At 48.4% G+C, this 22,583-nt stretch carries 20 protein-coding genes; 14 read left to right on the forward strand and 6 right to left on the reverse strand.

Going from position 1 to position 22,583, the window contains the following annotated elements; all coding sequences use genetic code 11:
* Positions 1-66 precede the first annotated feature (66 nt).
* The 12 genes from gloB to GVJ32_RS17525 all read left to right on the forward strand — a co-directional run bounded on the left by gloB (position 67) and on the right by GVJ32_RS17525 (position 13,318).
* Positions 67-840 carry a hydroxyacylglutathione hydrolase gene (gene gloB / locus GVJ32_RS17470; RefSeq protein WP_200841467.1) on the forward strand — a complete coding sequence of 258 codons (774 nt, stop codon included), beginning with the start codon at positions 67-69 and terminating at the stop codon, positions 838-840.
* 24 nt (positions 841-864) lie between these two features.
* The gene (locus tag GVJ32_RS17475) at positions 865-2,613 is read left to right on the forward strand and encodes a lytic transglycosylase (protein ID WP_159241359.1); all 1,749 of its coding nucleotides are present in this window, start codon (positions 865-867) and stop codon (positions 2,611-2,613) included.
* A 54-nt stretch (positions 2,614-2,667) separates the two neighbouring features.
* The gene (locus GVJ32_RS17480) at positions 2,668-3,699 is read left to right on the forward strand and encodes an ABC transporter permease subunit (RefSeq protein WP_159241360.1); all 1,032 of its coding nucleotides are present in this window, start codon (positions 2,668-2,670) and stop codon (positions 3,697-3,699) included.
* Positions 3,696-4,742 (forward strand): ABC transporter permease, encoded by a 1,047-nt coding sequence (locus GVJ32_RS17485; RefSeq protein ID WP_159241361.1) that lies wholly within the window; start codon positions 3,696-3,698, stop codon positions 4,740-4,742. Before GVJ32_RS17480 ends, GVJ32_RS17485 begins: the two co-directional genes overlap by 4 nt.
* Before the next feature lie 257 nt (positions 4,743-4,999).
* On the forward strand, positions 5,000-6,559 hold the full coding sequence (locus GVJ32_RS17490) for an extracellular solute-binding protein (protein ID WP_435808095.1): 1,560 nt from the start codon (positions 5,000-5,002) through the stop codon (positions 6,557-6,559).
* Entirely contained in the window at positions 6,556-7,539 is a 984-nt protein-coding gene (locus GVJ32_RS17495; protein ID WP_159241363.1) for an ABC transporter ATP-binding protein, read from the forward strand. Before GVJ32_RS17490 ends, GVJ32_RS17495 begins: the two co-directional genes overlap by 4 nt.
* Positions 7,536-8,513 (forward strand): ABC transporter ATP-binding protein, encoded by a 978-nt coding sequence (locus tag GVJ32_RS17500; protein WP_159241364.1) that lies wholly within the window; start codon positions 7,536-7,538, stop codon positions 8,511-8,513. The genes GVJ32_RS17495 and GVJ32_RS17500 overlap by 4 nt, the downstream gene beginning before the upstream one ends.
* 148 nt (positions 8,514-8,661) lie before the next feature.
* Complete coding sequence (locus GVJ32_RS17505; RefSeq protein ID WP_159241365.1) at positions 8,662-9,759, forward strand: AraC family transcriptional regulator; 1,098 nt, start codon at positions 8,662-8,664, stop codon at positions 9,757-9,759.
* 40 nt (positions 9,760-9,799) lie between these two features.
* Positions 9,800-10,693 carry a tyrosine-protein phosphatase gene (locus GVJ32_RS17510; RefSeq protein WP_159241366.1) on the forward strand — a complete coding sequence of 298 codons (894 nt, stop codon included), beginning with the start codon at positions 9,800-9,802 and terminating at the stop codon, positions 10,691-10,693.
* The gene (locus GVJ32_RS17515; protein ID WP_159241367.1) at positions 10,693-11,823 is read left to right on the forward strand and encodes a class I SAM-dependent methyltransferase; all 1,131 of its coding nucleotides are present in this window, start codon (positions 10,693-10,695) and stop codon (positions 11,821-11,823) included. Before GVJ32_RS17510 ends, GVJ32_RS17515 begins: the two co-directional genes overlap by 1 nt.
* Before the next feature lie 103 nt (positions 11,824-11,926).
* Positions 11,927-12,418 carry a low molecular weight protein-tyrosine-phosphatase gene (locus GVJ32_RS17520; protein ID WP_159241368.1) on the forward strand — a complete coding sequence of 164 codons (492 nt, stop codon included), beginning with the start codon at positions 11,927-11,929 and terminating at the stop codon, positions 12,416-12,418.
* A 27-nt stretch (positions 12,419-12,445) separates the two neighbouring features.
* Entirely contained in the window at positions 12,446-13,318 is an 873-nt protein-coding gene (locus GVJ32_RS17525) for an LLM class F420-dependent oxidoreductase (protein WP_159241369.1), read from the forward strand.
* Between the two features lie 23 nt (positions 13,319-13,341).
* Here the strand turns inward: GVJ32_RS17525 and rlmD are convergent, their stop codons facing one another.
* Both rlmD and GVJ32_RS17535 read right to left on the reverse strand, forming a co-directional pair.
* The gene (gene rlmD / locus GVJ32_RS17530) at positions 13,342-14,658 is read right to left on the reverse strand and encodes a 23S rRNA (uracil(1939)-C(5))-methyltransferase RlmD (RefSeq protein ID WP_159241370.1); all 1,317 of its coding nucleotides are present in this window, start codon (positions 14,656-14,658) and stop codon (positions 13,342-13,344) included.
* Positions 14,658-14,972: a hypothetical protein gene (locus tag GVJ32_RS17535; protein ID WP_159241371.1), complete on the reverse strand. Its 315-nt coding sequence runs from the start codon at positions 14,970-14,972 to the stop codon at positions 14,658-14,660. Before GVJ32_RS17535 ends, rlmD begins: the two co-directional genes overlap by 1 nt.
* A gap of 129 nt (positions 14,973-15,101) precedes the next feature.
* Between GVJ32_RS17535 and GVJ32_RS17540 the strand changes: the two genes are divergently transcribed.
* Positions 15,102-16,175: a 3-deoxy-7-phosphoheptulonate synthase gene (locus GVJ32_RS17540; protein ID WP_159241372.1), complete on the forward strand. Its 1,074-nt coding sequence runs from the start codon at positions 15,102-15,104 to the stop codon at positions 16,173-16,175.
* Positions 16,176-16,362: 187 nt separating this feature from the next.
* Here GVJ32_RS17540 and GVJ32_RS17545 read toward each other — a convergent pair whose 3' ends face one another.
* The 4 genes from GVJ32_RS17545 to nfuA form a co-directional block, all read right to left on the reverse strand.
* On the reverse strand, positions 16,363-17,100 hold the full coding sequence (locus GVJ32_RS17545; RefSeq protein ID WP_159241373.1) for an endonuclease/exonuclease/phosphatase family protein: 738 nt from the start codon (positions 17,098-17,100) through the stop codon (positions 16,363-16,365).
* 8 nt (positions 17,101-17,108) lie between these two features.
* A complete protein-coding gene (locus tag GVJ32_RS17550) occupies positions 17,109-17,573 on the reverse strand; it encodes a YchJ family protein (protein ID WP_159241374.1) in 465 nt (154 codons plus the stop codon).
* 5 nt (positions 17,574-17,578) lie between these two features.
* The gene (locus GVJ32_RS17555) at positions 17,579-18,004 is read right to left on the reverse strand and encodes an acyl-CoA thioesterase (protein ID WP_159241375.1); all 426 of its coding nucleotides are present in this window, start codon (positions 18,002-18,004) and stop codon (positions 17,579-17,581) included.
* A 71-nt stretch (positions 18,005-18,075) separates the two neighbouring features.
* Entirely contained in the window at positions 18,076-18,678 is a 603-nt protein-coding gene (nfuA, locus tag GVJ32_RS17560) for a Fe-S biogenesis protein NfuA (protein ID WP_159241376.1), read from the reverse strand.
* A 150-nt stretch (positions 18,679-18,828) separates the two neighbouring features.
* Between nfuA and metH the strand changes: the two genes are divergently transcribed.
* The gene (gene metH / locus GVJ32_RS17565) at positions 18,829-22,527 is read left to right on the forward strand and encodes a methionine synthase (protein WP_159241377.1); all 3,699 of its coding nucleotides are present in this window, start codon (positions 18,829-18,831) and stop codon (positions 22,525-22,527) included.
* Positions 22,528-22,583: the final 56 nt, after the last annotated feature.

The raw sequence follows: 22,583 nt of genomic DNA on the forward strand, positions 1-22,583 counted from the left end.
TCTTCCGCCTATTGCAGCGGGACTCAGGAATGTTTATGCTTCACAGTCTGCCTAAAAATAATGATTATGCTGTCAATATCACCCATTTCTGCATTTAGCGACAACTATATCTGGTGTGTCGCACGTCACGGAGAGGCTATCATTGTCGATCCTGGCGACGCTGCGCCTGTATTACAGTACTTAAAAGAAATGGACTTAAAGCTGTCTGCAATCATTATTACACACCACCACTACGACCACGTAAACGGCATTGAGTTGCTATGCGAGCATTACCCTAATATTCCCGTGTACGGGCCAGAAAATCAATGCAAAGGCATAAGCCATCGCCTTAAACACAATGATCGTATTACTCTGCTAGACCATTCCTTTCAGGTTTTAGCGGTTCCTGGGCACACGCTTGATCATATAGCCTACTACCTAGAAAACGCGCCATCCGCTCCCGTAATATTTTGTGGCGACACCCTCTTCGCTGGCGGTTGCGGTCGACTTTTTGAAGGCACTCCGGAACAAATGCTTAGTTCACTCGGACTAATCCAAGCTTTACCGGGTAATACAGCTGTCTATTGTGCACATGAATATACCTTGAATAACCTTCGATTTGCCCGCGCGGTAGAGCCAGACAACCGTGAATTACTTATTCGGTTTGAGGAAGCGCAGGCACAACGAGACGATAATATACCCACTGTCCCCTCTAAGCTGGCACTCGAATTGCTGACAAATCCATTCTTAAGAACGGATAATACAGACGTACAAGAGCGAGTAGCCGCACACGCAGGGCTTAAGTATTGGAATGATAACGATATTTTTGCAAACCTACGCGCATGGAAGGATAACTTTTGAACGACGTTAACGAATATATTGATAATGACAACAACCTGTAGCTACCTTAATAAGCTCGTTTTTGGTGCAGTGCTGATATCACTGCTGGCGGCGTGTGCCCAAACGCCGCAGCAACGCAATGCCCGTGCTAAACACGACCAAGTGTACTGCGACCGAAGTGAAAACAAAAACTCCAAACTATGCAAATATCAAGAAGTGGTAGAACGCCAAAAAAACGGAAGTGATCCCGCAAAAGAAACACTAGATGGCCTAAAGCTCAAACCGCGAAGTAATGTACAAACCGCAAAAATCGGCAAAGTTCCTCCAGTACAAAAAAGTAACGCTATACCCACAAAAGTCGCTACGGCGAAGCCAACGACTGCCGCTAATAGAGCAGTTACTCGCCCCTCACAAAAACATTCCCAAGTTTGGCCTCGGCTAGCGTCGGATCTTCGCTTCGGTGCCTTAGGACGAAATTCAGCCGTAGAAGAGCGTGAAGAATGGTATGCCGAACACTCATACTACCTTGCTAATATCAGCAAACGTGCCGCCCGCTATATCTACTATATTTTAGAAAACTTAGAAGAACGTGATATGCCAGCCGATCTGGCTTTACTGCCTTTCGTCGAGAGCGCATATGATCCTTTCGCGTATTCACATGGTCGCGCCTCTGGTTTGTGGCAATTTGTCCCCAACACGGCAAAGCATTTAGGTATAGATCAAAACTGGTGGTACGACGGGCGTCGTGACGTTATTACGGCAACGGACTCAGCCCTCGACTACCTTACGGACTTAAATAGACGCTTCGGTGGCGACTGGTTGCTAACGCTAGCCGCGTACAATGCCGGCGCAGGCACCGTAAACAAAGCAATTACCAAGAACAAAAAGAAAGGATTACCTACGGATTTTTGGTCTCTGAAACTACCAAAAGAGACCAGAAACTATATACCTAAGATGCTGGCATTGGTGAAGATTTTCAAAAATCCCGCCTCCTATAACCTTACGCTGCCGTCAGTGCCTAATCAGCCACACTTTGTTACGGTAAATACTGGCAGCCAGCTTGATTTAGCCCAAGCGGCAAAATTAGCTGAAATTAGTGTTGATGAGCTATACCGTCTTAACCCAGGGTTTAATCGCTGGGTGACAGCGCCAGAAGGGCCGCACCGATTATTAATTCCTCAGGCTAAAGCCAAAGAGTTTACTACCCGATTACAGAAAATCCCCCCACGAGATAGGGTCCGCTGGCAGCGTTATAAAATTCAACATGGCGATAACCTTGTAGCGATCGCTCGGCGCCACCATGTTGATGTTTCGACTTTGCGAGCCAGTAATCAGCTTGATAGTGACGTTTTACAGATTGGCCAAGAACTACTCATTCCCGACGCTGGCAATGGTGTTTCTCCGCTAAAGGATTTGAATCGCGGTTTGGCCTCTACCGATGCCTCGCGCATTGAGTACAAAGTAGCTAGCGGTGACACAATTAGTGGTATCGCGAGTAAGTACGGCGTTAGCAGCAAGCAGATATTTGCGTGGAATAACCTCTCTACCGCTTCCCTAATAAAACCTGGGCAAAAATTGATTGTGTGGGGAAAGGCGCCACAAAAGTCCGACAAAGGGATCATTCGTAAAGTTGGCTATAAAGTCCGCAGCGGTGATTCACTCTCGGTGATTGCTAGCCGATTCAACCTTCGCATACGCGATATACTTGAATGGAATTCGATTAAAACCAGTCAATACTTACGTCCTGGGCAATCCTTAACGCTGTATGTCGATATCACACACGCCGATCTTTAACGGCGTTTTGATATAGTATAGCCTCTTCGCTTTCTTCAGGTTTTAATTGCGTTTATGACAGGCTATTTTGTTCGCCGTTTTTTATTAATTATCCCCACCTTTATCGGAATCACCCTATTGGTTTTTGCCATTACTCGCGTGGTTCCTGGCGGTCCAATTGAACGATTGATGACCCAAGTTCAGCTAGGTGGCGAGACCGGCTCGCTGCACCGCAGCCAAGGCGGCGGTACACTTTCAGACGAACAAATGGAGGAATTGAAACGGTATTACGGCTTTGATAAACCCATGCTATCGAGCTATGTGATCTGGCTTAAAAAAGTCCTGCAGTTTGATTTGGGGCTTTCAACCCGCTACCAAGATCCAGTATGGCAGATTATTAAAGAACGCTTTCCAATCTCCATTTTTTATGGCCTCAGCACCTTGGTTTTAACCTACGCAGTCTGTATTCCACTGGGTCTAGCTAAAGGCATGTACCACGGCAGCACCCTCGATAGCTGGTCCTCCGCAGTGGTATTTTTAGGCTATGCCCTACCCAGCTATGTTATCGGTATTGCCTTGATTTCCCTGTTTGCGGGCTATTGGGATATGTTTCCGCTAGGCGGTTTTATTAGCGACAACTATGATGAATTTAGTGCTTGGGGAAAGGCAAAAGATATATTCAGTCACGCCGTGCTACCCCTAATTGCCTACCTAGCGGGTAGCTTTGCGGTGACCACGCTGATGATGAAAAACTCGCTGATGGACAATTTATCTGCGGACTATATGCGCACAGCTGCAGCCAAGGGTTTGAGCAGAAGCGAAAGCGTGCGCAAACATGCCCTTCGCAATAGCCTAATTCCGGTGGCGACCTCGTTTGGTAGCAACATCTCCCTGCTTTTAGGTGGTTCGTTCCTCATTGAAACGATCTTTAACATTGACGGCATTGGCCTCCTTGGCTACGAAGCCATCATCGAACGAGACTACCCCATCGTAATGGGGATATTAGTGATCTCCTCGCTGTTGTATTTACTAGGTAATATATTATCGGATATATGTGTAGCCCTAGTTGATCCCCGTATTCGCTTTGGCGGAGGTCATGGCGCATGAATGTATTTAAAAACCCCGTTGCTAAAAAGCGTTGGCAGCGATTTCGTCAATCTCGTCGCGGCTACTATTCCGCATGGATATTACTGGTATTAACCCTGTGTAGTTTTGGTGCCGAGATGTTTGCGAATAATCGCGCCATACTTGTCGTGCATCATGGGCAGTGGCATTTCCCGATTTATGGCGATGTGCTTTCCGGCAAGGACTTCGGGCTAGATTACAGCTATGAAGTTAATTATCGAGAGCTAAAGGCTGGTTTAATTGAAGATCCAAACAGCTGGATATTAATGCCCCCAATTCCTTTCAGCCCCCTTGAAACGGATTTAATTGCCGGTGATTTCCCACCCCACGCACCATCCGTCGATACTCGGCATTACCTTGGTACTGACACCAGTGGCAGAGACGTGGCTGCACGCCTTATTTATGGCTTTAGAACGGCGATAATTTTTTCGCTCTTACTTTTGTTTTTTAATTACTCGGTGGGTGTGGCCATCGGTTGCATGATGGGGTTTTGGGGAGGCGCCTTCGACCTTTTCTTTCAGCGTATTATTGAAATTTGGTCCAATATTCCATTTTTGTACGTCATCATGATAGTCGCCTCGGTGATTACCCCAGGGTTTTGGACGCTGCTTTTCATCATGGCATTTTTTGGCTGGACCAGTATGACCTGGTATATGCGAACCGCCACCTATAAAGAAGTCGCCAGAGATTATGTGATGGCCGCCCGCGCTTTAGGGGCGTCGGGGCCACGGATTGTGTTTCGGCACATATTGCCAAACAGTGTGTCTACTTTAGTGACCTTTGTACCCTTCTCGGTTGCATCAGGCATCACCTCACTTACCGCCTTAGACTATTTAGGTTTTGGCCTGCCACCACCAGTATCAAGCTGGGGGGAATTGCTCAAACAAGGCACCGAAAACCTCGAAGCACTTTGGCTGGTAGGCTCAGTTGTTTCTGCCATGACCGTTATTTTAATGCTGGTTGCCTATATTGGCGAAGCAATACGCGATGCCTACGATCCACGAAAATTCAGCTTTTATGAATAAGTCTAACTATGCGTAATTTACTGCTCGGTCTATTTGTCACGTTCGCGGGTGTTATTAGTATTAGCGCTCAGGCTCTGCCAGAGAAATTGCCCGACAATTTAGTTTGGCAAACCAATTTGAGTGACCCGATTTTTGCCGATCCACATGCAAAACGTGGCGGTCGCTACCGGAGCTTTGTTATCACCTTCCCCCTCACATTACGCTTGGTGGGGCCCGATTCCAATGGCAGCTTTGCAAACTATATGCGCGCCAACAATATGAGTTTAGTTGGTATTCATCCCAACACCCGAAACCCCATTCCTGAGCTGGCTACTGAATGGGCCTTCGGAGATGACGGCCACAGCATTTATTTTAAGCTTGATCCTGACGCGCGCTGGNCTGATGGCACACCGGTCACCGCCGATGACTACGTATTTGGCTTGGAATTTATGCGCTCCAAATTCATTTTGGCGCCCTGGTACAACAACTATTTCAGTGAAATCATCACTGATCTTGTTAAGTACGATGACTACACAATAGGTATTGAGGGTGCTAATCCTAAACCAGAGGATGAGATGTTGTTTGAATACAGCGTTTCACCTGTGCCCGCACATTTTCATAAGCTCGACGAAAATTGGGTAAGGGATTACAACTGGCGTATAGAACCCAATACCGGCCCTTACAAAATTAGCGAAATTCGCAAAGGCAAGTATGTCGAATTCACCCGTAAAGAAGACTGGTGGGCTAACGACAAGCGTTATTTTAAATATCGCTACAATCCAGATCATATTCGCGTAAAGCTAATCCGCGATTTCAACATTGCCTACCAGTATTTTCGTAAAGGCGAGCTAGACACCTTCCCCTTATTAATGCCGCGCTTTTGGCATAAAAAGGCCCAAGGTGATATTTATGAGAACGGCTACGTCGGTAAAATTAAATTTTATAACGATGTACCACAACCCACCAGCGGGCTGTTTTTAAATGAAGACGCCGCTCTTCTAAACGACGTTAATGTCCGCTATGCCATTGCGCATGCCTTAAATATCGACAAAGTGATAAACACGGTATTGCACGGAGATTATGAGCGCTTAGAAACAGCGCATGATGGTTTTGGCGATTACACCAATACCGCAATTCGGGCGCGAAAATTTGATCTTAAGAAAGCGGCAGAGTATCTCGACAAAGCCGGTTGGAACGAACGAAATAGCGACGGGATTCGGATTAAAAGCGGCAATCCACTGAAAATACGCATCACCTATTTCAGAAGCGAACATAACGATAGATTGGTCATTCTTGCTCAAGAAGCACGTAAAGCCGGCATCGATTTCCAATTGCAGTTATTGGATATGTCTACCGCCTTTAAGCAGATAATGGAGAAGAAACATCAGGCCGCATGGATGGGCTGGGCTGGTAGCGGTTTATCGCCCAGTTACTGGCAATCATACCACTCCGACAACGCTCATAAGCCGCAAACAAATAACATCACCAATACCGACAATAAAACCTTAGATGCCAAAATAATGGCCTATCGCGCCGCCACCAACAAAGCCACGCGGGTTAAGCTAGCCCATGAGGTTGAACAGATGATTCACGATCAAGGCTCATTTATTCCCACGTTTAAAGTGCCCTATACCCGCGAAGCGTTCTGGCGCTGGGTAAAACTACCGGCTAGCCACGCCACCCGCACCAGCGACGTGGTTTTTGATCCTCTAGGCACCACCGGCGGACTTTTTTGGATTGACACCGAGGATCAGCAGGCAACCTTAGAGGCGAAATCTGACGGCAAAATACTACCAAAAATCATGATCTTAGATAAGACTTGGGCGGTAGCACCATGAGATTGCTGTCAGTTCAAAATTTATCGGTTTCAATACGTGGTGACGATGGCATTGCCCGTGAACTGGTCAGCTCCATTTCATTCGATATTGCTGCAGGGGAAACTCTAGGCTTGGTGGGCGAATCAGGTTGCGGCAAGAGCCTCACTGCGATGTCAATTTTAGATTTACTGCCCAAACCCCAAGCCGCTCGCAGCAAGGGAAGCGTTCTATTTAAAGGCGAAAATATTAGCACTGCGAATCAACCTCGCCTGCGTCAAATTCGCGGAAAAAATATCGCGGTTATCTTTCAAGATCCAATGACAGCATTAAACCCCGTGCAAACCGTCGCGCAACAAATTATTGAAGTATTACAGATTCACTTCCCCAAGCAATCCCGCAGCGCCCATCGTCACCGAGTGCTCGAATTACTACGCGAAGTCGGTATACCGGCTCCCGAGGAGCGTCTGTCAGCCTACCCCCACCAGCTCTCTGGTGGTATGCGACAGCGGGTAATGATTGCAATGGCCTTAGCCTGCGAACCTGACCTGTTAATTGCAGACGAGCCTACTACGGCGTTAGATGTCACAATCCAATCGCAAATTGTCCGTTTATTAAAGGGTCTGCAGGCCAAAAATGGTATGGCGATGTTATTTATTACCCACGACCTCGCCCTAGTGTCTCAAGTAAGTGATCATATTGCGGTTATGTACGCTGGTAAAATTGCAGAATACGGCAAGGCCCGCGATGTCTTTGCTACGCCGCATCACCCCTACACACAGAGCTTGTTAGCCGCGCTGCCAGGTATCCATCATCCCCCCAAATCGCCACTGCTCGCTTTAGAAGGACAAGTTCCCGCAATTGAGAGTATGCCAAGCGGCTGCCGTTTCTCAAATCGCTGCCGCTTCGTTGCTGAGTTTTGTCACCACAACGTGCCGCCAGTAGAGCATATAAGTGATACAAACACCGTGGCCTGCCATCGCTGGAAGGAGATCAATTCATGAGCGAGGCGGTTTTAGAGGTGCGCGACTTAAAACTGCATTTCTCCCAGCGCAGCGGCGTATTCGGGCGAGACCGCACAGTGGTAAGAGCGGTAGATAATGTCAGCTTTGAATTGCATAAAGGTGAAACCCTCGGCTTGGTCGGAGAATCTGGCTGCGGTAAAAGTAGCTTAGGCAAAGCACTCCTAAATCTACACAAACCCAGCGCGGGTAAAGTTATCTATCAAGGGAAAGATATCGCAGGCTTATCAGATAAAGCCATGCGGGAATACCGCCGTTCTTTGCAAATCATCTTTCAAGACCCCTTCGAATCTTTGAATAGTCGGCACACAGTATCAGCAATCTTAGAAGAACCCTTGCTAATTCACCGCATTGGTGACCGTGCCAGCCGCACCCAACGCGTGGCCGCGCTTTTAGATATGGTGGGTTTACCAAGCTCAGCCGCTAGTAAATATCCCCACGAGTTTTCTGGCGGGCAGCGGCAACGCATAGGCATTGCGAGGGCAATTGCCTTAAACCCAAGTGTGTTGATTTGTGATGAGGCCGTCTCTGCATTAGACGTGTCGGTGCAGGCCCAAATACTGAATTTGTTATTAGAAATACAACGTGAACTCCATCTAAGTATGTTGTTTATCTCTCATGATCTTGGCGTTGTTCGGCATATGAGCGACCGGATCGCGGTAATGTATTTAGGCCAAATAGTGGAAATTGGCGATGCCCAAGCGATCTATCAACAAGCGCGCCACCCATACACCCAAGGATTGCTAGCCGCTATTCCCCGTCTAGGGAGTTCACCTGAGGAGAGCAGCCAAATTGGCGGTGATATCCCGTCGCCTATAGCGCCACCTTCAGGCTGTCGCTTTCACACACGCTGCGCCCACACCCAAGCCCAATGTAAGATCCAGCCACCCGCGCTGCGACCGGAAGGCAGTCATTTTACCGCCTGTCATTTTTGGGAAGATCTCAAACCGGCCTAGTTTGTATTCAAGGAAAGAAAACGACGGTAATAGCGTCCATTTTTCATCCAATACGGGGTAAACTCTTGTCCTTTCATTTGTTGCCCTGATGTAAGCCAAGCCATTCAAACAGGGCCCTAATCGCAAATTCAACTACTTAAGGTTTAGCGTGCGTAACATCTACCCGTCACATAAAGATCGTGTTCCGCTTAAATATGCGCGCAGTATGCTTCAAGTGGCTGAGGCTCAAGGCTATAACAGCGAAGAACTATTAAAATCCTTAGATTTACCAATAGACCCACTGGCAGCAGATGCCGATTTAAGCGCCTTAATCGATGGCCGTTATTACAGCCAGATCTACCGCCGCGTGATGTGGTTGCTACAAGATGAATCCTTCGGGCTTGGCTTAGATCAACGCACACCAGCGGGCAGCTTTCGCATGCTCTGCCTGTTTATTATTCATTGTGAAACCCTCGAACAAGCTCTGCGTCGTGCCGCTGAGTTTATCAACTTTTGCCACACCCTCACCAAGGCACCTAGCAGCTATAATAAACCTATTGAACGCCTAGGCGACGGCACGGTGCTTTATCGTTTTCCTGAGAATATAGACCTCGTCACAGTCGATGATATTGATACTGCCAGCACTACAATAGCTCACACCATGGCTATTTGGCGGCGCTTTTGTCAGTGGCTAATAGGTAAACCGCTAGATTTAATCGCTGTTCATTTACAAGCAGATGCCCCAGAGCGAGCGGAATATTTCGAGCAGTTATTCGGCTGTGAAATACGTTTTGGCTGCGAGCACAACGCATTTTTGCTTGCGGAATACTGCCTAGATTGCCCGCTCATTCACACCGAAGAGTCGCTGCGTAAATTTCTGCGCAACGCGCCATATCACTTATTGGTCTCGCAGGAAGACGATGACAGCTCCCTGCTTTCACAAATGAAACGTATTGTGGGCAGCGACTTAAGCCACGAATTTCCCAGCGTGGTAGTGATGGCAGAGCAATTAAATATGTCGGTACGAACCCTGCGCCGGCGGTTGAAAGATTTGGATACCACCTACCAGCGCTTTAAAGATGAGCTACGCCAAGAGCACGCCACACGCTGGCTTAACCAACCTGAGCTGAAAGTTAATGCGGTGTCTGCCCTGCTTGGTTTTGACGAGCCCAGCGCCTTCCACCGCTCGTTTAAAAAATGGACGGGGATGACACCCGGCGAATATCGCGCCAGTCGTCAGCCCCATATAAATATTGAGAAGGCATGAAAATGCCTAATTTATTACATGAGATATAAGATTTAATATCATGAATACACTAGATTTAATTCACGCAACACCACAATTTAACGCCGAGTCTATACCCGCTAAAATTCGGGCTATTCCCGCATTACTCCCACCGTCGCAGCGAGAGGCGTTTCGTAAATTACCGTTTGATCGCATGCATAACTTTCGCGACCTTGGGGGTTATCGCACCACTGATAATCGTCAACTTAAATGGGGCCGCGTTTATCGCGCAGATAAGCTCTCGTCACTTAGCGATGAAGATCAGAATTACATTTTACGATTAGGTATTCGCCAAGTTAGTGACTTTCGCTCTAACGAAGAGCGCCAAGACGCGCCCCATAAGCTGCCCACGAATGCCGGCATTACCGTCAATGAATTACCGATTACCGTCGACGCTGCACAAATCGAGCGCATTACCGCGCAGCTACACGAAGAAAATGTCACAGCCGACGATATGGCGCATTTTTTAGTTGAGGCGAATCGCGAAATGGTCGAGCGCTTCACGCCTATTTATAAGCAATGGTTACAAGCCCTGCTTAGTGAAGACAGCTACCCTCAGGTATTCCACTGTACTGCTGGCAAAGACCGCACTGGGCTGGGTGCAGCTTTGTTGTTAAGTATTCTCGGCGTACCGCATGACACCATTGTTCAGGACTATCTCGCAACTAATACCTTCACCGCCGCCAGAGTTGACCATATTGTGCATTACGTTCATGAAAAAACGATGCACCAAGTTAACCAAGACGTAATCCGCACCCTGTTTACGGTACAGGAGCACTACCTGCGTGAAGCCTTTGTAACAATTGAAGAGGAATACCAAGACCTCGACAATTACATAGAAACCGCCCTAGGTTTTACTCAAGTAGAACGAACGGCCTTGCAAGCATTATTACTTGAACCGGCTAGTGACGTTTGATGCCACAACTAGCTTTGTTCGATACGCCCTTTGGCGAGCTACAGCTCAGCCGCCGTCCCCATAGAGAACGGGAAACTCTGCAAGCTTGGGACGCCGCAGATGAATATCTGCTACATCACCTTGCTAGTAATGAAATTGCAGCAGATAGCCGCTTTCTCATTGTTAATGATAGCCAAGGCAGTTTATGTACGGCCTTAGCATCCTACAACTGCACCCTTTGGGCAGACTCCGCGATAGCTCAGTTCTCCGCCAATGAAAACTGCACAGGCAATCACCGTAAGGCGCCGGAATTTATTCCTGCAACCGACATCCCTCAGGGGGCGTTTGATTATATTTTATACAAACTTCCGAAAAGCCGATCTTTGCTGAAATATCAATTACAGCATCTGGCAGCTTTAGTTTCGTTACCGGAGCGGTTTATCGGCGCGGCAATGGCGCGCCATATTGATCAAAATGTGGTTGCCGCATTTGCTGATTATATTGCCCCCGCCAGACCGAGCTTAGCCCGAAAAAAATCTCGGCTCATTCAATTGCAAAGCGCGCCGCAATCCACCGCGATTGACGATGACATCAAGACCATAACGCTGCCAGAACACGATTTAACATTGCATAACCGAGCGAATGTGTTTTCTCGTGACAAGCTGGATCGCGGCAGCCGCCTGTTGTTGCAAGGCATGGATAAATTATTGCATCCACAGCGGGTCTTAGACTTAGCCTGTGGCAACGGCCTGCTGGGTGTTTATGCTGCCCGAAAATGGCCAGACGCGAGTGTTCATTTTTTCGACGACTCTTTTCTGGCAATCGATTCGGCACGCAAAAATGTGATAGCCAATTCAATTGCCGCCGATGCGAACATCCACTTTAGTGCTGACGATTGTCTGTCGAACTACGACGGCGAGGCATTTGATTTAATCCTGTGTAATCCGCCCTTCCACCAAGATCACCATGTGGGCGACCATATCGCTCAAACCATGTTTCGCGACAGCGTAAAACATCTTGCGCCAACGGGAAGGCTCTGTGTGGTGGGCAACCGCCATTTGGGCTATCACGTTGTGCTGAAAAAGTTATTTGGCCACTGCGACATTATCGAATCCGATTCGAAATTTGTGGTTTTATTAGCCTATCGCTAAACACTAGCAATACGCGTGTAACCCGCCAAACGGATGATGCCGCGATTTTTTATGAGTGCTATTTTAGGCTCATAAATTTATCGCTTGGATAATCTACATAGCAATGCCCATTCATGTTGTTTTCGTCTGCCTAGGTAATATCTGTCGCTCCCCCGCCGCCCAAGGCGTGTTCGAGCAGCTAGTGCACGCGGCTGGCCTAGACGAGCTAATAAGCGTCGATTCCTGCGGCACCGCTGCGTTTAATATTGGTAAATCACCGGACGGACGCTCGGTAGGCGCCGCGCTACGCCGTGGTTATCGCATCGATCATCAAATTGCTCGCCAAATCGACGACGCCGATTACGCCCGGGCCAACTATGTCGTGGCCATGGATCGTATGAATTTGACCAATGTTACGGCATGGGCCCCGAGGGGGTATCTAGGCGAAATAAAGTTGCTAATGGACTACTGCGGACACGCTGGCAACACCCAAATTCCAGACCCGTATTATGGTGAAGATTCAGCCTTCGACCAGGTGATTGCTCAAATTGAAATTGCCAGCCAAGGCCTACTGCATTACATCTGTGAAAAGCACGGCTTGGCCCTAGCGCACTGATATTAATAAAAATAATAGGAAATACCCATGCACTTTGTTTTATCAACCTCCTTCAGCAGTGTTGCCGATTTAAAGCAGTTAGCCATTGCCGCGGATGATTGCGGCTGGGAAGCCATGTCGTTTTCGGATCATGTGGTCAATCCAGAAAAAATTACCACTCCCTACCCTTACACAGAAAACGGCGAACGACGCTGGCAACCATTTACCGACTGGCCCGACCCCTGGGTAATGATTGGCGCCTTGGCGAGCATTACAAAAAATCTCAAATTCACCAATAATATTTTTGTGCTGCCCATGCGCAACCCCTTTTTGGTGGCCAAGGCGATCAGTACCGCCGCTATTATCTCGGACAACCGGGTGATTCCCGCTATTGGCGTGGGTTGGTCTAAAGACGAGTTTGAGCTGCTTCAGCAAGATTTTCATACCCGCGGCAAACGTGCTGACGAGATGATTGAGATTATGCGGCTGCTGTGGACTGGCGAGCTAGTCGAGTACCAAGGCAAGCACTACCAATTTCCACCATTAGAAATGAACCCCGCGCCAAGCGCATATATTCCCATTTGGGTAGGTGGTATTAGCGAGGCGGCGATGCGCCGCGCAGCAAGAATTGGGGATGGCTGGGTGACAGATTTGCAAAGCAGTGCGGAAATTTTGGCCTGTATAGCGAAAATACAGCAGTACCGGCGCGAGTATGGCCGCGAAAATACGCCCTTCTCGGTAATGGCGACGCCATCAGATGCGTTTACGCCTGATGCATATAGGCGTCTTGCAGAAGGCGGTGTGAGTCATATTTTGACCCAGCCATGGCCTTTCTACCACGGCGACACCCAAGACTTAGCCAAGAAAATTGATGGCATTAAACGCTACGCCGACGACTATATCGCCGTAGTAAATAATTAAATTTGCTGCGTCGTCCTGCGCTATTAGCGCTGCAAAAACACCGCGCTTTCTACGTGGTGGGTGTGGGGAAACATATCTGCCATTGCCGCATCGACAATGCCAAAACCCGCCTGCTGCAATACGACTAAATCCCGCGCCAAGGTCGCCGGATCGCAGGATATATACACAATATGGCTTATGGCTTTATTGGCTGCCAACTGTTCGCACAAGATTTTAGCGCCAGCGCGAGGTGGATCAAGAATCACTTTATGGCAGGCAGCGGGAATAGTAATCGCGGCGACATCAAATAAATCGGCGCAATAATACTCCACCGGCAAATTTGCCTCTAAGGCTTGCTGCTTTGCGCTAGCGATCATACTTTCGCCGGCATCAAAGCCCAGCACTTGGGCGCCCGCTTTCGCCAAGGCCAAGCTGAAATTACCGAGGCCACAGAAGTAATCGCTAATACGTTCACCGGCTTGCGGCGCTAACCAGCGCAAACACAGCTCAATAATCTGCCGATTCACAGTCGTATTTACCTGGGTAAAGTCCCCCGGCTGATACCGTAAGGTGAGTGAATCCAGGGTTTGATAATGCAGCGGTAAGTGCGCCCCAATCCACGACTGGCCTTTACTTCCCGTCACGCTGTGTAAAAATGCCGGCGCATCAATATCATTGGCCAGTTGCTCACTGCGCTTTAAATCAACAAAGCCTTCTTTTTGAATACGTATACCAACACGGCCATCGCGATCTGCACTGAATGACACCTCGCCGCTCGCCTTATCACCAAAATAACGGCATATCGCCTTCCGAGCTTGCGCTAAAGCAGTATTAATAGGGGCTTCTAACAGCGGACACTTCTCAACACTCACTATTGCGTGACTCGACTTTGCTTTAAATCCTAGCTGACCATTTGCGTAAGCCAAGCGCGCGCGATGGCGGTACTGCGTTTCTTGGCCTTGAATTACCGCTGGCTCTAAGTAAGTGGCACGCTCGGTATTAATAACTTTTGCTAATCTTGCGCGTTTATACCCAAGCTGCTCAGCGTAATGTAGATGTTGAAGCTGGCAACCACCGCACTGTTCATATATATCGCAAATCGGCGTTACGCGATCCGTTGATTTGACAATAACCTCAGCAAGCTCGGCTTCATCAAAACGCTTATGCGATCGACAAATTTGCGCACGCACGATTTCTCCGGGCAGAGCATCTGCGACAAAAACCACTTTATTGTTAAAACGGCCAACTCCTCTGCCATCGTCCGCCAAACTGTCAATAGTGAGCTCTATGGCTTGCAAACTCAGTTTAGGCACTACTTTCTTGGCGGGTTTAAAGGTGTTGATGGCACGGTGCTTAGCCATTAGCGCAGGGCCTTTGTTGGAATAAATTGCTGGTACTGAGCAAGGCACTCTTGCTTGCGCTGTGCCAATGCATGCTGCTCAGCTTGGGTTTGTGCTGCAGTTTTTCCCACTTCGTCACAGGGTAGCTTTGCAAATACAGCTTGATGGCCTTCCGTCCGCATATGCGGTGCCAGCTTAACGACAGGCAAGTCGTCTACGTCATCGGCATAAACGGCTGTGATATTTAGCGCCAGCCATAAAAAGCCGCACACAGCGGCGCGCATCGAGCAATTAATACGCAGTTGATTACATAGGCGGATTGGATTTCGGCTCACTCGGCAATATTCCCCTGAATTTCGCGGTATTTTACCTGCCTTGCGCAGTGCTGGATATTTAATTGGTATACTTTTACGTTAGAATGGTCAGCTGAATTGCGTTTATATGTATCCGAAACCGGAAGTATTATGTCTAACACTATAATTGAAAATGTAAATGTTGATGCGCAGGAGGTCCTTATCACCCCTGCCGCATTAAAAGCAGCTCTTCCTATGAGCGATGCTGCCAAGGAAGTTATTTCACTGGGCCGTGAAACTGTCAGAAATATTCTAGACGGTAAAGACCACCGCATGTTTGTGGTTGTGGGCCCCTGCTCCATCCACGACGTTGATGCCGCGATGGACTATGCCCGTCGTTTAAAAGCCCTAGCAGATGAGGTTAGCGACACGCTAGTAATCATTATGCGGGTGTATTTTGAAAAGCCGCGCACTACCGTCGGCTGGAAAGGTTTGATCAATGACCCATATTTAAATGACACCTTCAAAATTGAAGATGGTTTACATATTGGCCGTAAATTGCTGCTTGATATCAGCGAGCTTGGCTTGCCGACGTCGACTGAAGCCTTAGACCCCATTTCACCACAGTACTTACAAGATTGTATTTCTTGGTCAGCGATTGGTGCACGCACCACAGAATCGCAAACCCACCGCGAAATGGCGAGTGGTCTGTCTTCTGCTGTTGGTTTTAAAAACGGCACTGACGGCGGCTTAACCGTGGCGTTGAATGCCATTGGCTCTGCTGTAAATCCCCACCGTTTTCTGGGTATAAATGGCGACGGTCAAGTTGCAGTTATTCATACCCGCGGCAATGCCTACACCCACATTGTGTTACGTGGTGGCAGCCAAGGCCCTAACTACGATTCTGTGCACATTAAATTATGCGAAGCAGAATTAGATAAATCAGGCATTCCGCTAAATATTATGGTGGATACCAGCCACGCTAACTCTAGTAAACAGCCGTCGCTGCAGCCTTTGGTCATTGAAAACGTAACGAATCAAGTCATTGAAGGCAACACCTCAATTATTGGCTTAATGATTGAAAGCAATATCAATGCTGGCAACCAAAGCATTCCGGAAGACCTGTCTAAACTAGCTTACGGTGTGTCGGTTACTGACGGCTGCATCGGCTGGGAAGAGACGGAAACTGCACTGCGCACTATGCGTGAACGCTTAAAAGAAGTTTTGCCAAGCCGCAAACGATAAGCGCTTTCTGTATGAGTGATCAAAGCGCCTTCGGGCGCTTTTTTTTGCCTATAAGATGACTAAGATAAAATCTGTTTTGTGCTGAGCTGCGTATAGCGTGTGCTTCACAACCATAATGCATGGTTTTTTTGCCCCTAAAACTAGGGGCTTTTTTTCTGAAGCCGTCCCAATCTTGAATTTTCAGTAATTAAATATGTAGCTTTAGCTCGGCATATAAAGCGCAGTGGTCAGACAATGATCGCCAAGGTTCGCCATTTAGGCGCTTGGCCGTGACCGCATTAAACCCTCTAAAATAGATTCTATCTAAGCGTAGTACCGGTCGTTTTGCAGGGAAGGTTTTTGCGAGTTTGCCGTTAACTTGTACTGACGCTTCGCGTAATTTTAAGCTGTGTTTAAAGCGTAAATGTAAGGAGCCACTCCAGTCATTAAAGTCGCCGGCAATAATTAGCGGCGCGCCCGCGGGAATTTTGTCCTCAATAACGGCCATCAAACGTTTGAATTGTTGATGCCGCTCCCAGCCCAGTAGTCCCATGTGCACGCAAATAACGTAGATACCCGGCTCTATTATGCTGAGTAGTAAGCCTCGCTGTGAGCGTGGGTATAGCGAGATATCAATATTCTCGCTGGCAATAATAGGGTATTTGCTGAGTATGGCGTTGCCGTGATGGCCGTGGTCGTAAACCGCATTTTTGCCGTAGGAAAAATGCGGCCAGACCGTGTCGGCTAGGAATTCAAATTGGCTTTCATCAATCCAGCCGTCAATCTGCGAAGCGTGTTGGCTGTTTTCGCCAACCACTTCTTGTAAAAAAACCACTTCAGCATCAACGCTGCGGATACTTTCGCGGATTTGCTTGAGTAAAAATTGTCGGTTAGCGGAGCAAAAGCCCTTGTGTACGTTGTACGACAGCACGCGTAATACCGACATTTAAACTCCTATTCTGGATGGCATTTCTTTAACTTACGACCACTGCCACACCAACAAGGTTCGTTTCTAGTTAAGGATATGGGCGGTAAAATATCGCCATCCACATAAAACCAGCGACCCTCTTCAAAAATGAATCGCGAGCGCTCGTGGAGCTGCCCACCTGCGTCGCCCTCTAAATAGAATGCCGCGAACTCAACTTCAGCAGTTTGCTGAGCACTCTTACCTTGCTGGCTGCGAATGACCTTTAGTGAACGCCACTCGGTGTTGCCAAAGCTACGTATTAGCGCCTTTTTACTTTCCTTGGCCCGAGCATCTTTATGCAAGGTGGCAAGTAAGTACTCTGGATCTTTAAGGCAAAAAGCGCTAAACCGAGACCGCATCAGCGCTTCTGCATTTGGCGCCGCATTGGCGCCACTTAAGTACGTATTACAGCAATCGTTAAACTGAATAGCGCTGCCACAGTAGCAAAGCATGGCGCTTAAGATTCGCTTGTTGTTTCTGGCGGGCGCACATCGCTGATGTCTGTCGCTTCCCAATCACTTGGCAGTGCAGTAGATTTTCTGGTTTCCCGATCAAAGCCAACCAATATGGTCTGACAGGTAGTAGCTAGCTCGCCATTGGCATAGATATGATGCTCAATCGTCATGCTTTTGGTGCCCATTTTGGAACACCACGTATCAACGATAACGGTGTTATCAAAGCAAATCTCGCGAAGCATATCCATTTTTACGCTGGCAACAACGTGTGAGGGATTAACTCGTTCGCTAATCTTGGAAATGTTTCTAAAAAAAGTCACCCGCGCTAAATCAAAATATTGGGCGTAATAACTATTTGATACGTGTCCGAGGATATCAAGATCAGAAAATCGCACCTGAATTTCAGTGCGTGAATGTGGTAACTGCATAATATGTTTTCCTGGAGAGCCAGCCCCGTCTTACGAGTACTGGCTTTTTGATGCGCTAACGATGGCGTTTTCTATTTAAAGTACGCATTTTCGGTATTGCTGTGATCGGTACTGTCTTTGACGCCGGCTAGACCCGGTACTTTTTCAATCAGGGTCTTTTCAACACCTTCTTTGAGCGTAACGTCAACCATGCCGCAACCTTGGCAACCACCGCCAAACTTCAAGATGGCAAAGTTGTCATCGGTAAGCTCTAGTAAAGATACCTCGCCACCGTGGGCTGCCAATGAGGGGTTCACCTCGTTGTACAGTACATAGTTAACTTGATCTTCCAAGGGACTGTTTGCATCGACTCTGGGTAAGCGCGCATTGGGTGCTTTGATTGTGAGCTGGCCGCCCATACGATCTTTAGAGTAATCGATAAACGCTTCGTCTAAGAAAGGAATGCTACGCCCTTCAATGTAAGCTTTGAATTTGGGGTAGTCGCGCACCTCATCATTATCGGTCATATCGCCATCGCGGCAATAAGCGATACAGGTCTCGGCTTTCGGCGTACCTGGCTGTGTGATGAACACCCGCACGCCAATCACGTCTTCCTGCTTGCTTAAAAGATCCGCAAGGTAGTCTTGGGCAGACTCGGTGATCGTCAAATTAACGGCTGTTTGCTCTGTTGACATAATAACCTCTGTATATCTCGCTGTTTTGCCAAACAATTTCAATGCTGGGCCGTGTATCTGTTAGAATTACGTAGTTTACCACGAAGCCCTTTCCGGCCACAGTCCGAGACGCGCTTTAGCACTTTAATTGTTTCATATATCAGGATATTCATGAGCCAGTCCACCACCCGCATCACGCAACTTACTCAAGCCCTTCAAAACCGAATTCTGGTGATCGATGGCGCGATGGGTAGCTTGATTCAAAGCTATAAGCTTGAGGAAATGGATTATCGTGGATCACGCTTTGCAGACTTTCATAAGGATTTGAAGGGAAATAACGATCTGCTAACACTGACTCGGCCAGATGTTATTCGCGAAATCCACCAAGCCTATCTCGACTCTGGCGCCGACGTTATCGAGACCAATACCTTTAACTCCACCGTCGTAGCCCAAGACGATTACGAGCTGGGTGACATTGCGGAAGAGCTTAACCGCGCCGGCGCCGCCTTGGCCCGCGAAGTCGCGGATGCGGAAACCGCCAAGAACCCCGACAAACCGCGCTTTGTAGCTGGAGTGATTGGACCGACCCCACGTACCGCGTCTATATCGCCGGATGTAAACGATCCCGGCGCCCGCAATATCAATTTCGACCAGTTGGTTGAAAATTACTACGCTGCTACTCGCGGTCTTATTGACGGCGGCGCCGACATTCTCATGATTGAGACGGTGTTCGACAGCCTTAACGCGAAGGCTGCGGTCTACGCGGTACTACAATATTTTGAAGACAGCGGTAAAAAGCTGCCGATTATGATTTCGGTGACCTTTCCCGATACCAGCGGCCGCACCCTGTCAGGCCAAACGCCAACGGCCTTTTGGAATTCTATCGCACATGCCAAGCCATTGATCATCGGCACCAATTGTGGTCGTAGATTCAGTGAGATACGTCCATTTGTTGAAGAGCTTTGTGAGGCGTCAGATTGCTATTTCAGCGGCCACTTTAACGCTGGGCTACCAAATGAATTTGGCGAATACGACGAAACACCTGAAGATATGCACGGTGAACTCAAAGAGTTTGCGCAGCGCGGCTTCCTTAATTTAGTTGGCGGTTGCTGCGGCACCACACCCGCTCACATCAAAGCGATTGGCGAGGCGATGGACGGTATTGCGCCACGCCCGCTACCAACACGCGAGCCAATTTGTCGCTTAGCAGGGCTGGAACCTTTCCATATTTCCCCAGATTCCTTATTCGTGAACGTGGGCGAACGCTGTAACGTTACCGGCTCTGCCGCGTTCAAACGCTTGATTCTGGAAAACGATTACGACGCCGCCCTCTCGGTTGCGCGTCAGCAGGTGGAGAACGGCGCCCAAGTTATCGACATCAATATGGATGAAGGGATGCTCGATGCAAAAAATGCCATCGTCACCTTCTTAAATTTGGTTGCCGCAGAACCTGATATTTGCCGTGTGCCTATTATGGTCGACTCGTCCAAATGGGATGTGATTGAGGCTGGCTTAAAATGTATTCAAGGTAAGCCCATAGTTAACTCGATATCGCTAAAAGAAGGCGAACAAGAATTCCGTGAGCGTGCTCGCTCCTGCTTAAAATATGGCGCGGCGGTAGTCGTCATGGCCTTTGACGAAGACGGCCAAGCAGACACTTTTGAACGCAAAGCGAATATCTGTAAGCGCAGCTACGATATTTTGGTCGACGAAATTGGCTTTCCGCCCCAAGACATTATTTTTGACCCTAATATATTCGCCGTTGCGACGGGTATAGACGAGCATAATAATTATGCTGTCGACTTCATCGAAGCCACCGCCTACATCAAAAAGTCACTGCCTCATGCGATGGTGTCAGGTGGCGTATCGAACGTGTCGTTCTCTTTCCGTGGCAATAACGCGGTTCGTGAAGCAATACATTCGGTCTTCCTCTATCACGCGATTAAAGCCGGCATGGACATGGGGATTGTAAATGCCAGCCAGCTGGCTATTTATGACGATCTACCAGCAGAGCTGAAGGAGCACGTTGAAGACGTGATTCTCAATCGCCGCGACGATAGCACCGAGCGACTGTTAAATATTGCGGATAAGTATAAGGGCGACGGCAGTACCGCCGAGAACAAAGAAGACCTTAGCTGGCGCGAGCTACCCGTTAATAAGCGGATTGAACACGCACTGGTAAAAGGGATTTCAACGTATATAGAAGAAGATGCCGAGGCCGCCCGCGCGGCCGCCGTAAAGCCTATCGATGTTATCGAAGGTGCTTTAATGGACGGCATGAATGTGGTCGGCGACCTGTTCGGCGACGGCAAAATGTTTTTACCACAGGTAGTTAAATCTGCCCGGGTTATGAAACAAGCCGTTGCCTACCTCAATCCGTTTATTGAAGCAGGCAAAGAAGTTGGCGCCAAAGCCAACGGCAAAGTATTAATGGCAACGGTGAAAGGCGATGTGCACGATATCGGCAAAAATATCGTTGGCGTTGTCCTCCAGTGTAATAACTTCGAGGTTATCGACCTTGGGGTTATGGTGTCTTGCGACAAAATTTTAGAAGCAGCCAAACGCGAGAATGTCGACATTATTGGTTTAAGTGGACTGATCACGCCGTCCTTAGATGAAATGGTTCACGTTGCTAGCGAAATGGAGCGCCTCGGTTTCACCATCCCGTTGATGATTGGCGGCGCCACCACATCTAAGGCCCATACTGCGGTTAAAATTGAACCCAAGTATAAAAATGACGCCACAGTCTACGTGCCGGACGCATCACGCAGTGTTGCGGTAGCAACTCAGCTTATTAGCAAAGATTTAAAAGCGCCCTTTGTTGCCGCAAGAAAAGACGAGTACGAGCGCGTTCGTGCACGCCGCGCCGGTAATCAGGGCAAAAAGCGCTTACATAGCTACCAAGCGGCCTGCGACCTTGCTTTTAAATGGGATTGGGACAACTACACTCCGCCTACACCGACGTTTTTGGGCACACGCACCTTCACCGACTATCCATTGGAAGAATTGCGTGAAACCATCGACTGGACGCCGTTTTTTATCTCTTGGGGGTTGGCGGGAAAATATCCCAAAATCTTGAAGGATGAGGTGGTTGGTGAGGCCGCTCGCAACCTGTTTGACGACGCGCAAAAAATGCTAGACCACCTAATTAACGACAAGCTACTTCAAGCCAATGGCGTTATTGGTTTTTGGCCTGCGCGCCGCTCAGGTAGCGATGATGTCGCGGTATTTGATCCGAATACCAAAGAGCAACTTGCCACACTACATCATCTTCGCCAACAGGCCCAAAAGCCAGATGACAAACCGCAAATGAGTTTGGCCGATTATATTGCGCCAGAAGATAGCGGCATCACTGACTACGTTGGTGGCTTTGCGGTCACCACTGGTTTGGGTGCTGACGAACTTGCAACGCAATATATTAAAGACAACGATGATTACAATTCCATCATGGTTAAGGCGCTGGCAGATCGTCTAGCAGAGTCTTTCGCAGAAACTTTGCATCGCCGAGTTCGCAAAGAATTCTGGCATTACGCTCCAGATGAAGAATTGACCAACGAGCAGCTAATTAAAGAAGGTTATCAGGGGATTCGTCCGGCACCAGGCTACCCAGCCTGCCCGGATCACACCGAAAAGACCACGCTATTTAATTTATTAGATGCGACCAATGAAACCGGCATTGTGCTCACTGAGCATTTAGCGATGCACCCCGCCGCCGCGGTAAGTGGTTTTTACTACTCTCATCCCGCGTCACGGTATTTCGCCGTTGGGCGTATTGGCAAAGATCAAGTCGCTTCGATCGCCAAGCGTAAAGGCATGGAGATGACGGCAATGGAACGCTGGTTATCGCCGACCTTGGACTATGATCCCTAGGCGCTAGATTTAATAATGGGTATGACGTAAATCAAATACAGCAAGGGTAAAGTAAG

Source organism: Zhongshania aliphaticivorans (assembly GCF_902705855.1).
In the GTDB taxonomy this organism is placed as follows: domain Bacteria; phylum Pseudomonadota; class Gammaproteobacteria; order Pseudomonadales; family Spongiibacteraceae; genus Spongiibacter; species Spongiibacter aliphaticivorans_B.